This is a genomic window from Providencia sp. PROV208 (genome assembly GCF_028479465.1).
GTDB classification, from domain to species: Bacteria; Pseudomonadota; Gammaproteobacteria; order Enterobacterales; family Enterobacteriaceae; genus Providencia; species Providencia alcalifaciens.
This window is the reverse complement of record NZ_JAMPNS010000009.1, coordinates 24195-38270: the sequence shown is the minus strand read 5'-3', so window position 1 is coordinate 38270 and position 14076 is coordinate 24195. Positions and strand designations below refer to the sequence as shown.

Annotated in this window: 12 protein-coding genes; 5 read left to right on the top strand and 7 right to left on the bottom strand. The window is 41.0% G+C overall.

The window, feature by feature from the left end:
- Positions 1-632 precede the first annotated feature (632 nt).
- The 3 genes from PR766_RS07875 to aspA form a co-directional block, all read right to left on the bottom strand.
- Positions 633-971 carry a helix-turn-helix domain-containing protein gene (locus PR766_RS07875; RefSeq protein WP_006662855.1) on the bottom strand — a complete coding sequence of 113 codons (339 nt, stop codon included), beginning with the start codon at positions 969-971 and terminating at the stop codon, positions 633-635.
- 747 nt (positions 972-1718) lie between these two features.
- On the bottom strand, positions 1719-3041 hold the full coding sequence (locus PR766_RS07870; protein ID WP_154636092.1) for an anaerobic C4-dicarboxylate transporter: 1323 nt from the start codon (positions 3039-3041) through the stop codon (positions 1719-1721).
- A 139-nt stretch (positions 3042-3180) separates the two neighbouring features.
- Positions 3181-4605, bottom strand: coding sequence for an aspartate ammonia-lyase (gene aspA / locus PR766_RS07865; protein WP_006658988.1), 1425 nt, complete (start codon positions 4603-4605; stop codon positions 3181-3183).
- A gap of 403 nt (positions 4606-5008) precedes the next feature.
- On the opposite strand from aspA, the gene PR766_RS07860 reads away from it, so the two are divergent.
- The 4 genes from PR766_RS07860 (at position 5009) to PR766_RS07845 (ending at position 8418) form a co-directional block, all read left to right on the top strand.
- Complete coding sequence (locus tag PR766_RS07860) at positions 5009-5533, top strand: FxsA family protein (RefSeq protein WP_006662856.1); 525 nt, start codon at positions 5009-5011, stop codon at positions 5531-5533.
- A gap of 159 nt (positions 5534-5692) precedes the next feature.
- Entirely contained in the window at positions 5693-5983 is a 291-nt protein-coding gene (locus tag PR766_RS07855) for a co-chaperone GroES (RefSeq protein ID WP_006658991.1), read from the top strand.
- A gap of 53 nt (positions 5984-6036) precedes the next feature.
- Positions 6037-7680: a chaperonin GroEL gene (gene groL, locus PR766_RS07850; RefSeq protein ID WP_006658992.1), complete on the top strand. Its 1644-nt coding sequence runs from the start codon at positions 6037-6039 to the stop codon at positions 7678-7680.
- Positions 7681-8073: 393 nt separating this feature from the next.
- Positions 8074-8418, top strand: a complete 345-nt coding sequence (locus tag PR766_RS07845) for a DUF4156 domain-containing protein (protein WP_006662858.1) — start codon at positions 8074-8076, stop codon at positions 8416-8418.
- A 58-nt stretch (positions 8419-8476) separates the two neighbouring features.
- On the opposite strand, the gene epmB is transcribed toward PR766_RS07845, so the two are convergent.
- On the bottom strand, positions 8477-9505 hold the full coding sequence (gene epmB / locus PR766_RS07840; RefSeq protein WP_006662859.1) for an EF-P beta-lysylation protein EpmB: 1029 nt from the start codon (positions 9503-9505) through the stop codon (positions 8477-8479).
- A 42-nt stretch (positions 9506-9547) separates the two neighbouring features.
- Between epmB and efp the strand changes: the two genes are divergently transcribed.
- Entirely contained in the window at positions 9548-10114 is a 567-nt protein-coding gene (gene efp, locus PR766_RS07835) for an elongation factor P (RefSeq protein ID WP_006658996.1), read from the top strand.
- Positions 10115-10232: 118 nt separating this feature from the next.
- Here the strand turns inward: efp and PR766_RS07830 are convergent, their stop codons facing one another.
- The 3 genes from PR766_RS07830 to PR766_RS07820 all read right to left on the bottom strand — a co-directional run bounded on the left by PR766_RS07830 (position 10233) and on the right by PR766_RS07820 (position 14049).
- On the bottom strand, positions 10233-10436 hold the full coding sequence (locus PR766_RS07830) for a YbdD/YjiX family protein (protein WP_006658997.1): 204 nt from the start codon (positions 10434-10436) through the stop codon (positions 10233-10235).
- A gap of 265 nt (positions 10437-10701) precedes the next feature.
- Positions 10702-12795 (bottom strand): pyruvate/proton symporter CstA, encoded by a 2094-nt coding sequence (gene cstA / locus PR766_RS07825; protein WP_006662860.1) that lies wholly within the window; start codon positions 12793-12795, stop codon positions 10702-10704.
- A gap of 348 nt (positions 12796-13143) precedes the next feature.
- On the bottom strand, positions 13144-14049 hold the full coding sequence (locus tag PR766_RS07820) for an EamA family transporter (RefSeq protein ID WP_006658999.1): 906 nt from the start codon (positions 14047-14049) through the stop codon (positions 13144-13146).
- Between the last annotated feature and the right edge of the window lie 27 nt (positions 14050-14076).

The window sequence follows — 14076 nt, the reverse complement described above, 5'->3', positions numbered from 1 at the left end:
TTACCGCAGACAGACCCATAAATAATGCAGTAGAAAGTACCGTTGTTTTAAATGACATAATTAAGATTCCTATTTGTCCAAAGTTAAATAATCAAATTGATGATATAAAGGTCATATTCCATGTCGCAGTTTTACTATAGATATATACGTATAGAGCACGATATTATCTATTTACCTAGACTAAATTCGGGTTACATCAGTTATAAACATTCAATTTAAAGCTAGTTAATTTCCTTTACTCTATTCCTTAGATATAAAGGGGATACTCTCTCTGTTATAAAGAGAATATTACCTTTACCCTAAGTTAATAATTTAGGGTGTTATTAATTTTATTTTTTTGAAAATGTAATCCACCCTATTATTAAATTTAAAGTTTATTAATTTGAATGGATTACATTAGTGTTTTTTATATGAATTTTCGGTTAATATTCATTTGTGGTTCAATAGGTGTAAGTAACTATATTTATAAATCATCTAGATAAGATGAAATATCACCATTATTTTAGATAGTATTAAATATTTTATTTATGTGTGTTCAATATAAAAATCAAGAAAAGTATTTATTTTTTATATTAAATCAATGCACTAGATGCAATTTGAATGTAGTGTGTAATAAATAAAAGGTGTTCTTGTTATTTTACAAAGTTATTTTTTAACAATGAGATATCTTTGCTACCAATACTGTTTAGTTTAAATTTCATTATGGAAACTCGAATGATTGCACGGTCTAAAAAATCTTGAATAGGCATTTTTAGTACATTTAAAACCTGTATTAACATATCTATCGTGATGTTACAGATACCGCGTTCATAACGAGAAACTTGTTGTTGAGAAATATTCAGTAAATTAGCTAATTCTTTTCCGCTGAGTAAACGGCGCTTGCGTAATAAGTAAATTTCATAACCAACTGCTTTTGTATAAATAGTTATTCCCTTCTTAGAAGAAGGTTTTTTATCATCTATTTCTATCATTGTATGCATTCCTTCCAAACAGCATCACTTAATAAGAATCGTATTTAGGTGAATACGAAGGATTGAAGAAAACATTGTATGAGAAAATAATTCCCCCTGTTTTCTTCCAACTAATTTACGTGACGTTGTTTATAAAATCAAATAACGCAAATATAGAGTGATAGACAAAAATATTAATTTAAACTCCCCATGAGAGTAATACAAAATAATAAAGCTAGCAGTGAGCGGGTTTAAGGGGAGTAAGCTCTTTGAGACCATCGTTATTGGTTGGTGATTTATTCTTTTAAAATTAATTATTGATTATCAAAAAAGAATATAATTCTGAATTTTACATTTATTAACAACTGGTAATCAAGCAGATCACGATTCAGCCTATTGGAGTCATAAAATCATCTTTTTTAATTTATTATGCCTTATTTTTCAGTTTGTTATGAATTGATTTTTAGTGATTTTATTTGATTTTTGGTGTGTCAAAATGTTTCATTTTATTTAAATGAAAATGAACGCTCTATTTTTGATAAGTTTAACTACTTAGTTAAAATTGCTTATTCTCTCTTTATATTACAAATTTATTTCAGATATTATCTATTTTTGACTTTCCAATTAAGTGAGAGTTTTGTTAGATATTTATTTAAAAGGTAATTCATCAGGTTCAGTTTGCCTATAGGGTGTATCAAGATGCAGATATAAAAAAACCGTGACTCGAAAGCCACGGTTTTTTTGCATTTACTGATTGTAAATTGACGACTACAAGACCATACCGCCGAACAGGAAGCCGAAGGTAACAGCTAATGCGACAGCGATAGTACCCGGAATGAAGAATGGGTGGTTGAAGACGAATTTACCGATGCGAGTTGTACCGGTGTCATCCATTTGTACCGCCGCAACCAGAGTTGGGTAAGTAGGCAGAATGAACAGACCAGATACTGCTGAGAATGAAGCGATAGCGGTTAATGGGCTAACGTTCAGTGCCAGTGCCATTGGCATCAACGCTTTTGCTGTTGCTGCTTGAGAGTACAGAAGTGCAGAACAGAAGAAGAAGATAACCGCTAGCATCCATGAATGTTCGTGGATTAAGTCGCCCGCAGTTTCTTTGATCCAATCAATGTTGTGCTGTACGCAAGTATCACCTAACCAAGCAACACCTAAGATACAGATACAGGCGCTCATACCTGCTTTGAAGGTACTTGAGTTCAGGATTGCATCTGTGTTTACACGGCACAGAACAGTGATTAACGTTGCGACAGTCAGCATGATAATCAGGATAGCGTTCGTGGTGTTCATCAGTGGAGTTGTCACAATGCCTAAACTTGGGCTGTTGATAATTGCGTAGCAAACTACGCCAACAACGCCGAGTAAAAACAGCAGAACAGACGCTTTAGCACCCGGTTTGATCTCTTTAACTTGGCTACCACGTAGTTCAACTAAGCCTTCTGCTAAACGTTTTTGGTAGATTGGGTCATCAGACAATTTAGAGTTAAATGTCCAAGAGATAATGAAAGACATCAGGATGATAGCTAAGAACGTTGCGGGTAATAAAATACCTAACAGCGTGATATAGCTAACGGTGTTACCTGCGCCAACCATGGCTGGGTTTTCCATGACTGATGCCATGTAAACAACCGCCGCAGAAATTGGAGAAGCTGTAATACCTATCTGTGCTGCAACAACCGCCGTAGACAGTGGACGACATGGTTTCACGCCTTGTTCTTTCGCAACTTCTGCGATAACTGGCAGAGTAGCTAATGAGATATTACCTGTACCAGCGAACAGAGTCAGGAAATAGGTCACGATAGGAGCAAGGATAGTGATGTATTTTGGGTTGCGGCGCAGTAATTTTTCTGTTTGAGCAACCAAGTAATCTAAACCACCTGCAATTTGCATTGCAGAGATGGCGGCAATAACAGCCATGATGATAGAGATTACGTCAAAAGGAATGGTTCCTGGTTTCACGCCAATTGCAGCGAGTACCAGAACACCTAGGCCACCGGCAAAACCGATACCTATCCCTCCAAGACGGGCCCCTAAAAAAATGGCCAGCAGAACAATGACAAATTCTACGGCTAACATAGTGTTTACTCCTCAAAAAAATGAAAATTATGAAACTGTTATGTTAATTATTTGTGTGTGTATTCATGAAAAAAGGCACGCTATCCGGTGGAAAGTCGTGCCCTTATTCTTAAGAATTATTTATGCTAAACATAAACAATTAGTCGTCAAATCTTTTTGCTTTATATTCTGGATGTTTTAGGTTCTCAACAGAGAAGATATCATCCAGCTCAGCTTCGGTCAGAAGCCCACGTTCTAGGACAACTTCACGTACGCTCTTACCAGTTTCCGCACAGATTTTACCCACGATATCACCGTTATGGTGACCGATGAATGGGTTCAGGTAAGTCACGATACCGATAGAGTTGAATACGAACGCTTCACAGATTTCTTTGTTCACTGTGATGCCGTTTACGCATTTCTCGACTAAGTTACGACATGCATTGCTCATCAGAGAAATGGATTCGAACATAGCTTGACCAATTGCGGGTTCCATTACGTTTAATTGTAATTGACCAGCTTCAGCAGCCATAGTTACACAGATATCATTACCAATAACTTTGAAGCATGCTTGGTTAACAACTTCAGGGATTACTGGGTTAACTTTTGCTGGCATGATAGAAGAACCTGCTTGTAATTCAGGCAGATTAATTTCTTTCAGACCGGCACGAGGACCAGAGGAAAGTAAACGTAAGTCATTACAGATTTTAGACAGTTTCATCGCCAGACGTTTTAGACCAGCGTGAACAGTGATGTAAGCACCACAGTCAGAGGTTGCTTCGATCAAGTCTTCAGCAGGAACACATGCTAAACCTGTCACTTCAGCTAATTTTTTAACTGCCAGTTCTGAATAACCTGGCGCTGTATTCAAACCAGTACCGATAGCAGTTGCACCTAAGTTAACTTCGAGCAGTAAATCGATGCTACGTTTTAAGTTTTTCTCTTCTTCTTTTAAAAGAGTTGCGAAAGCATGGAATTCCTGACCAACAGTCATTGGTACTGCGTCTTGTAACTGAGTACGACCCATTTTCAGGATGTCTTTGTACTCTTCTGCTTTTCTCTCAAAGCCTTCTTTCAGGTAAACAACAGAGTCGATTAATTTGAGGACTGAGTTGTAAACTGCGATACGGAAACCAGTAGGGTATGCATCGTTAGTAGATTGGCTTTTGTTCAGATGGTCATTTGGGTTTAAGAATTCATATTCACCTTTTTTATGACCCATCAGTTCAAGACCGATGTTTGCCAGAACTTCGTTGGTATTCATGTTCAGTGATGTGCCCGCACCACCTTGGAATACGTCAACTGGGAACTGATCCATGCATTTACCTTCGTTCAAAACAACGTCACATGCTTTGATGATGGTGTCTGCAATATTACGAGGGATAGTGTGCAGTTCTTTGTTAGCTAGAGCGGCTGCTTTTTTAACCATTACCATGCCGCGAATAAATTCTGGGACATCGTTAATGGTGCGGTCGCTGATATAAAAGTTTTCAATCGCACGCAGAGTATGAACACCATAATAGGCATCAGCTGGAACTTCTTTTTTACCTAACAGGTCTTCTTCGATACGAGTATTGTTTGACATGAGAACCTTCTTAATTAGATTACAGTTACTGTCCGTTTATGCGCTTTAAAAAATATATCCTAAAACTAAACTTCTAGGTGGTTACCACCTATTACTCCTTTATCAGTATTATGTTCTACTGACTTATGGGGTGATCATATGCCTTTTATCACCCTATACCTTGAACCTAGATCATTTTATGGATTGATTAGTGCAATAGAATTTATATTGTGTGATTTGAATCACAGATAAGCATCGTTAATGATCTTAATCCATGAGTTGAAAATCACGATAAGAGACCCAATTATTATGGCTATACTAATGAAAAAAGCGAATATGAATAGTAGTCTCTTAGAGATAGTTCACAAAGGTTTTCATTTCCCCCCCGCAAAATGCAGTAGCTTATTGATATAAAGGAGTACTTGTGCGCTGGTTACCACTAATTCTGATATGTATTTTGGTATATATAGAGTCGGTCATTTTTGTCCGAGTCGCGGCTGAAATTGGTGTATTAATGACATTAATTTTAGTGGTGCTCACATCCTGTTTAGGGGTTTCTCTTGTGAAGAACCAAGGGATGAAAAATGTCATGCAAATACAACAAAAATTAATGAGTGGTGAAAGTCCTGCCGCTGAAATGATTAAAAGTGTGGCGTTAGTGTTAGCAGGATTTTTACTTATTGTTCCTGGGTTCTTTACGGACTTTATTGGGCTACTTTTATTACTACCACCAGTACAAAAATTATTTGTGATGCGTTTAATCCCACACATTAAATTTTACCAACCAGGAAGTGGTTTTCAGGGGGGAGGTTATCAAAACGGTAATACCTTTGAGGGGGAGTACCAGCGTAAACAAGACGACCCTTCTTATACTATTGATGGTGAAAGCCATCGAGTCCCAGAAGATAAATCTTCAGATTCTGACAAAGATAATCCGCACAAGTCTTAATTCCTTTTAGTTTGTAGGGAGATAAATAATAAAAAAATTTATCTCCCACCCCTTGAAGTCTGACTCACCCACCCCAATCTCCTGAAACATGGTACTGGTGAAGATCACCTTGGTATCGACCTTTTACCCGTATGGACTTTATTTGTAGGAGAACTATTAATGAAAATTCGTCCATTGCATGACCGTGTTATCGTTAAACGTAAAGAAATCGAATCTAAATCTGCTGGTGGTATCGTGTTGACTGGCAGTGCTGCGGGGAAATCAACTCGTGGTGAAGTTATCGCTGTAGGCCAAGGCCGCATCCTAGAAAATGGCGATGTGAAAGCGCTGGATGTGAAAATTGGCGATATCGTAATTTTTAACGACGGTTATGGCGTAAAAGCTGAAAAAATCGACAACGAAGAAGTGCTAATCATGTCCGAAAGCGACATTTTAGCAATCGTTGAATAAGAATTTTCACTTAAAACTTTCATCAAACGAAAAGAATTTAAAGGAAAGAGATAATGGCAGCTAAAGACGTTAGATTTGGTAATGACGCTCGTACAAAAATGCTTCGTGGTGTCAATGTTCTTGCGGATGCAGTTAAAGTAACTTTAGGTCCTAAAGGCCGTAACGTTGTTTTAGACAAATCTTTTGGATCACCCGTTATCACCAAAGACGGTGTTTCTGTTGCGCGTGAAATCGAATTAGAAGATAAATTCGAAAACATGGGTGCACAAATGGTGAAAGAAGTTGCTTCTAAAGCTAACGATGCAGCGGGTGACGGTACAACAACCGCAACCGTTTTAGCTCAAGCAATTATCACTGAAGGTTTGAAAGCCGTTGCTGCTGGCATGAACCCAATGGATCTGAAACGTGGTATCGACAAAGCCGTTGTTGCTGCTGTCGAAGAACTGAAAACTCTGTCAGTTCCATGTTCAGATACTAAATCAATCGCACAGGTTGGTACTATTTCTGCAAACTCCGACGAAACTGTTGGTAAATTAATTGCAGAAGCAATGGAGAAAGTCGGTAAAGAAGGCGTTATCACCGTTGAAGAAGGTACTGGTCTGGAAGACGAATTAGACGTGGTTGAAGGTATGCAGTTTGACCGCGGTTATTTATCTCCTTATTTCATCAACAAACCAGAAACAGGTGTTGTTGAACTGGAAAACCCATTCATTCTGTTAGTCGACAAAAAAGTGTCTAACATTCGTGAATTACTGCCAGTATTAGAAGGCGTTGCGAAAGCGAACAAACCTCTGCTGATCATCGCTGAAGATGTTGAAGGTGAAGCACTGGCAACATTAGTTGTGAACACCATGCGTGGTATCGTGAAAGTGGCTGCGGTTAAAGCACCTGGTTTCGGTGACCGTCGTAAAGCAATGCTGCAAGATATCGCTATCCTGACTAACGGTACTGTTATCTCTGAAGAGATCGGTATGGAGCTGGAAAAAGCAACGTTAGAAGATTTAGGTCAAGCTAAACGTATCGTGATCAACAAAGACACTACTATCATCATCGATGGTATTGGTGACGAAGCGGCTATCGCGGGTCGTGTTTCTCAAATCCGTCAGCAAATCGAAGAATCTTCTTCTGACTACGACCGTGAAAAACTGCAAGAGCGTGTAGCTAAATTAGCTGGCGGTGTTGCAGTAATCAAAGTGGGCGCAGCAACTGAAGTTGAGATGAAAGAAAAACGTGCTCGCGTTGACGATGCTCTGCACGCAACTCGCGCAGCGGTAGAAGAAGGTGTTGTTGCTGGTGGTGGTACTGCGTTAGTTCGCGTTGCGGCTAAACTGGAAGCACTGAAAGGCGATAACGAAGAACAAAACGTAGGTATCCGTGTTGCTCTGCGTGCGATGGAAGCGCCAATGCGTCAAATCGTCACTAACGCAGGTGAAGAAGCTTCTGTTGTTGTAAACAATGTGAAAGCAGCGACAGGCAACGATGGTTACAATGCGGCGACAGATACTTATGGCGACATGATCGAAATGGGTATTCTGGATCCAACTAAAGTAACGCGTTCTGCTCTGCAATTCGCAGCATCAATCGCGGGTCTGATGATCACGACTGAAGCGATGATTACTGACATGCCAAAACAAGATGCGCCTGATTTAGGTGCTGCTGGTATGGGTGGTATGGGCGGAATGGGCGGTATGATGTAAGCCAACAGGCACACATCATGCGCCAGTAGCCGATAATTAACGGCTACCAGCCAAAATAAGACCGGCACCATGCATTATTGAGTGGTGCCGGTTTTTTATTGGTGCTAAAAAATGTTTTTGCGCTTTGAATTTATTAGGTCTATTACTTAGTTTTGCGTTAAGGTGACCCATCGGGTTATATTTAAGCCAAGGTAAAAAATAGTTTAAATAAGTAAAGAACATCACAAGCGTATTGATTATTTTGTGATAAACTCTGAACGATTGGCAATATTTGAAAAGTTTACAGGTATATTGGGTAAGCTAATTTACTGCCATAAAACAGAATTTTGAGTGATTGGAGCGACAAAGGTTCGACGACCAGCTGCAAAAACACAATGAAAAATGAGGGAAAACATGCGAATTAAAGTCTTGCTTGGTGCTGCTGCATTACTAACTTTAGCAGGTTGTACATCAACCAATGATCTGACTGCGGCAGGCTCACAAGTTCGTTTTGTTGAAAATCAACCAGGAAGCGAATGCCAACTTCTTGGTCAAGTCACTGGAACTCAAAGCAACTGGTTGAGCGGCGTTAATAATGAATCTAGCTCTATGCGCGGCGCGGCAAATGATTTACGCAACAAAGCTGCAGCAATGGGTGGTAACGTGATTTTTGGCGCATCAAGCCCAAGCGAAACTGTCCTGTCTAGCTTTGTTCCTGTTGATAGCAAGATGATTGGTCAAGTTTATAAGTGCCAATAATCATATATCAAGAAAACCCGCTTAATTAAGCGGGTTTTTTTATACTGATTCACTTTAGCTAGCTTTGGCGTAAGTTTAAATCAAGCAAGGTTTTGCTGGGTTCCCCACCTATTTCTCTTGCCAGTTTTGGCACTAAATATCCTGAAACTTGGCTTAGTAATTCGCGAATTAATTGCCTTGCTTCCAGATCACTCACTAAGAAATGCGCTGCGCCTTGAACTTTATCAAGCACATGTAAGTAATACGGTAAAATTCCTACATCAAATAACGCATTGCTCAGGTTGGCTAATGCAGTGACATTATCATTAACTTGGCGGAGCAATACGCTTTGGTTGAGTAAGGTGACTCCCGAACGTTTTAATTTCAGCATTGCTTGTGCAAACTCATCATCAATCTCATTCGCGTGATTAACATGGGTGACCATAATCACGTGTAAACGGGATTGAGTTAAGCGCTGGCAAAGGGTATCTGTAATTCTTTCTGGGATTACCACCGGTAAGCGAGAATGAATTCGCAAGCGTGTAATGTGTGGAATTTCCTCAAGTTGGCTAATTAACCAGTCGAGCTCATGGTCTTTCGCCATTAATGGATCACCACCAGAGAAGATGATTTCATTGAGTTCACTGTGGTTTTTTATATAATCCACAGCCATCAACCAGTTATTTTTATTTCCTTTGTTATCTTCATAAGGAAAATGCCGGCGAAAGCAGTATCGACAGTTCACCGCACAACCGCCTTTAACCAGCATCAATGCTCGGTTGCGGTATTTGTGAAGTAAACTTGGGATCGCATTATCCTGCTCTTCTAGTGGATCAGTAGAAAAACCTGGATGTATATCGAACTCTGCTTTTGCGGTTAATACTTGCAATAGCAGGGGGTCTAGTGGATCACCTTTTTTCATTCGTGAAATAAAAGGGCGCGGAACGCGTAAGGGGAATAACTTACGTGCTTCATGACCTTCTCGCGATGGCTGATGGTCTTCTAAGTTTAGTAATTGCAGCAATTCATCCGGATTAGTGACTGCTTCAGCAAGTTGTTGTATCCAGACTTCTCTGGATGAGGTATTTTGAGTTATAATATCGACCATTTTTTGGCTATGCCATTTTTAGTTTATAAATAGAGGATCTCCATGGCTACTTATAGTACCAATGAATTCCGCTCAGGTCTTAAAATCATGTTAGATGGTGAGCCGTGTGCAATTCTTGAAAGTGAATTCGTTAAACCGGGTAAAGGTCAAGCGTTCGCACGCGTTCGTCTGCGTAAACTGATTTCTAACAAACTGTTGGAAAAAACTTTTAAATCTACTGATTCTGTTGAAGGCGCAGATGTCATGGATATGAACTTAACTTACCTGTATAACGACGGTGAGTTCTGGCACTTCATGAACAACGAAACTTTCGAACAACTGGCAGCAGATGCGAAAGCTATCGGTGACAACGAAAAATGGCTGATCGACCAAGCAGATTGTATTTTAACGCTGTGGAACGGTCGTCCAATCGCGGTTACTCCGCCGAACTTCGTTGAGTTAGAAGTTGTTGAAACAGATCCAGGTCTGAAAGGCGATACAGCAGGTACTGGTGGTAAGCCAGCAACATTAAGCACTGGTGCAGTGGTTAAAGTTCCTCTGTTCGTTCAGATTGGCGAAGTGATCAAAGTTGACACTCGTTCAGGCGAATACGTTTCACGTGTGAAATAATTGTCGCACAGATCAAGCCCGTCATTATAGTGAGTGACGAAGTGAGATCAAGAAGAGCCGAATGCAGTTTCGTACTGTATTCGGCTTTTTTATTTATGATGCTCAATGAGAGCAATGATTAACAACATTTAAACCCGCCTTTACCCTTACCACCGTAGCGAGCATCCTGCCGCTCTTTGAAAAACTCCTCATAAGTCATCGGCGTTTGGTCAGGATGAGTACGTTGCATGTGGGCGACGTAGTTATCGTAGTCGGGGACGCCGACCATCATTTTGGCAGCTTGTCCTAAGTAACGGGCCGCTTTCCCTAAGTTTCCAAACATAAATCCTCGTCATATTTTGCGCTGTAGCTGTGTTGTCTTCGTTAGTTAAACCCAAGTCACATACTTATGTATGCTCCTCGGGTTTATCAAACTCGTCGCCTTGCTACAACACAAACTATTTAGAGGATTGCATCGTAGCTAGCGATTTTGGAGAAAGAGAGTGAGTTTTGAAAAACATCTAAATCAAAAATCTAAAATATAAAACTGAAGTAAAAAGGTTAATAGATTCTCAATTCTCAATTCTCAGCTCTCAATCTCCGGTGTATTAATGATGGCGGGTGTTTGCCACAATCTCTTCGTAGTTGGCTGGCATTGGCTCGTAAGGCACTTCGTTGGCGGTCGGTTCCTTAGATTTCAATGCTTTTAACGCGGTACGGATAGAGAATAGGGCGAGAACCACAACCACAATCATAAAGAAAATCGTTAAGCCAGCATCTAAACGGTTATTGAAAACCAACTGAGTTAACTGTGATTCCGTATATTGCGGTGGCAAGTTGCCGCTATCTAACATCGCTTGAAACTTATTCGCGACGGCTAAGAAACCAACGCGGGCATCTTCACTGAAGGTCTTTTCCCAGCCAGCGGTCATCGTACACACCAATAACCACGAAGTTGGTAATAGCGCGACCCATGCGTAAGCTTGGCGCTTCATCTTGAACAGAACGACCGCACACAGCATCAACGCCATACCTGCTAGCATTTGGTTGGCGATACCAAACAGTGGCCATAAGGTGTTAATACCACCGAGTGGGTCAACGACGCCTTGATGTAAGAAATAACCCCAAGCCAGCACACACAATGCAGTGGCTATCAGGTTAGCGGGCAGAGAATCCGTTCTTTTCAATGATGGTGAAACCACACCCAGCAAATCTTGCAGCATAAAGCGTGCCGCACGGGTTCCGGCATCCACCGCAGTCAGGATAAACAGCGCTTCAAACAGAATGGCAAAGTGGTACCAAAAGGCAACATTCATCAACCCGCCTAGCGCGCCATGAAGAATATATGCCATACCGACTGCCAGTGTTGGAGCACCCCCTGCACGGGAAATAATGCTGGTTTCCCCAACCTCGTTGGCAATTTGCGTCAATTGTTCAGGGGTAATCTGGAAGCCCCAGCTGCTGACCACTTGTGCTGCAGAAGCCACAACATCTGTCGTGCCAGCTGGTGCTAACATCGCCATTGGGCTGTTCATCGCGAAATAAACGCCTGGGTCAATTACACAAGCTGCGACTAACGCCATGATAGCTACGAATGACTCCATCAACATCCCGCCATAACCGATAAAACAAGCTTGGTTTTCGTTGGCGAGCATTTTCGGCGTGGTACCAGAAGAGATTAAGGCGTGGAAACCGGAAACAGCGCCACAAGCGATAGTAATAAATAAGAATGGGAATAAGTCCCCCGCCCAGACAGGGCCTGTTCCATCAATATACTTAGTTAACGATGGCATTTGCAGGTTTGGATTTAAAATCAAAATACCGATCGCCAGACCGATGATTGTTCCAATTTTCAGGAAAGTAGAAAGGTAATCACGGGGGGCTAATAGCAGCCAAACTGGTAAAACGGCAGCCACAAAACCATACCCAACCAACATCCATGTTAGCTGGACGCCGGTGTAGTCAAAGTAAGGAGCCCAAGTTTCACTTTCTGCGACCCAACCACCTGAAATAATCGCAAAAACTAAAAAAATTAAACCGATAATTGATACTTCACCGATGCGACCAGGGCGAATGTAGCGAGTATAAATCCCCATAAAAATAGCCAGCGGGATGGTGAAGGCAACGGTATAGGTTCCCCACGGGCTGTGGGTCAGCGCTTTGACCACAATCATCGCGAGCACGGCAAGGATAATGACCATGATCATAAAGCAAGCAATCAGTGCAATTACCCCTGCAGTATTTCCCATCTCTTCTTTGACGAGTTCACCCAGCGAGCGCCCATCACGACGAGTCGAAACAAATAACACCATGAAATCTTGCACAGCACCCGCAAGTACAACCCCTGCTAACAGCCAGAGCATTCCGGGCAAATAGCCCATTTGCGCCGCCAGTACTGGTCCAACTAAAGGCCCCGCACCCGCAATAGCGGCAAAGTGGTGACCAAATAGCACTTTTTTATCTGTTGGAACATAATCCAGACCATCGTTATGACGAATTGCTGGTGTCATACGCGTTGAATCTACTTGCAGGACTTTTTTTGCAATAAACAGTCCATAGTAACGATATGCGATCAAATAAATACAGACCGCGGCGACCACGATCCACAAGGCGTTGATTTGTTCACCTCGGTTTAATGCAATATAACCGAGTGAAAATGCGCCGAGCAGAGCGAGAACAATCCAAATCAATTGTTTACCCATAGCCTTTCCCCATCCATTTCGTTAACGAGCTTTATTAGTTATTTATGTAAGTAAAAACTCAGGCAGGTATAGCGAAAGTTAAGTGAAAGAAAAAGTAGCTAAATCGAGACACTTAATTGAAATTGTAGATAAATTGCAATATTGCAATTGGTATCACTAAAATTGAAGCGAATATTGGATTTTATCTTGTTTTGGTCTAGCGATAATCTTTGGTTTGGTTTTATCTATTATGTAGGTGTTGATTGTTGGATTATAATTCTGAATTTTTCTAAGGGTGTTTTTCTGAGGTCTTATGAGGCGCACAAAAAATACCGGAATAAAGTTTCCGGTATTTGAAGGGGTTGGCGATTATGTTCTGATCATTTGGATGATTTTTTTACCGAATAACGTCGTAATAAGTCCGAACATAATTAAAATTAATCCAGCGATTTGTACGCCATTAATATGCTCACCAAGGAATAACGCACTACTACTTAGTCCAAAGACGGGTACCAATAAAGAGAATGGGGCGACTCGCCAAGCCTCATAGCGTCCTAGCAATACTCCCCATAAGCCGTACCCAATGAAAGTAGAAAGGTAGGCAAGATATAAAATAACGCCGAGTACCGACCAGTCAAAACCAGCTAGACCTTGCACAATGGCATCTTCACCTTCAAAAATCCAAGAGCTTAATAAGAAGGGAATAATGGGGATAAGCGCACTCCAACTCACTAAAGAAAGGGCGCTACATTTTTCCTCACCTTGGTGTTGCATAATAATACGGTTAGTGATGTTACCGCATGCCCAAGATAACCCTGCAACCAAAATAAAGATCAAGCCTAACAGAGGGATATCATCGATGCCTCCAGAGGTTGCGCCATTAGCTAAAATCCCCAACCCCGCGATGGCGATAAACATGCCAAGAAAATGGGTTGGCTGTAGGGATTCTTTCAAAATAACCGCGCCGAGTAATAAGGTGAAAAAGGCTTGTGACTGTAAAATAACAGAGGCAATCCCCGCAGGCATACCGACTCGCAACGCACAGAATAGAAACGCAAATTGCCCAAAGCTAATGGTTAAACCATAAATCAATAGTAGCTTTAAAGGGATCTTGGGACGCTTGAATAGGAAGATGGCAGGGAATGCCACAAACACAAAACGTAAGGCACCGAGGAGTAATGGGGGTAAGGCGGTTACGCCAAGTTTAATGATCACAAAGTTGACGCCCCAAATAATCACGACACACAGGGCAAGTAATATATCTTTGATACGCATGGTGTTTTCTCGGTACAGAATTGGCGG

Bases quoted from the DNA above. Each gene is read 5' to 3' on its own strand.
- PR766_RS07875 (WP_006662855.1), bottom strand. From the start codon at position 971: ATGATAGAAATAGATGATAAAAAACCTTCTTCTAAGAAGGGAATAACT.
- PR766_RS07870 (WP_154636092.1), bottom strand. From the start codon at position 3,041: ATGTTAGCCGTAGAATTTGTCATTGTTCTGCTGGCCATTTTTTTAGGG.
- aspA (WP_006658988.1), bottom strand. From the start codon at position 4,605: ATGTCAAACAATACTCGTATCGAAGAAGACCTGTTAGGTAAAAAAGAA.
- PR766_RS07855 (WP_006658991.1), top strand. From the start codon at position 5,693: ATGAAAATTCGTCCATTGCATGACCGTGTTATCGTTAAACGTAAAGAA.
- groL (WP_006658992.1), top strand. From the start codon at position 6,037: ATGGCAGCTAAAGACGTTAGATTTGGTAATGACGCTCGTACAAAAATG.
- PR766_RS07845 (WP_006662858.1), top strand. From the start codon at position 8,074: ATGCGAATTAAAGTCTTGCTTGGTGCTGCTGCATTACTAACTTTAGCA.
- epmB (WP_006662859.1), bottom strand. From the start codon at position 9,505: ATGGTCGATATTATAACTCAAAATACCTCATCCAGAGAAGTCTGGATA.
- efp (WP_006658996.1), top strand. From the start codon at position 9,548: ATGGCTACTTATAGTACCAATGAATTCCGCTCAGGTCTTAAAATCATG.
- PR766_RS07830 (WP_006658997.1), bottom strand. From the start codon at position 10,436: ATGTTTGGAAACTTAGGGAAAGCGGCCCGTTACTTAGGACAAGCTGCC.
- cstA (WP_006662860.1), bottom strand. From the start codon at position 12,795: ATGGGTAAACAATTGATTTGGATTGTTCTCGCTCTGCTCGGCGCATTT.
- PR766_RS07820 (WP_006658999.1), bottom strand. From the start codon at position 14,049: ATGCGTATCAAAGATATATTACTTGCCCTGTGTGTCGTGATTATTTGG.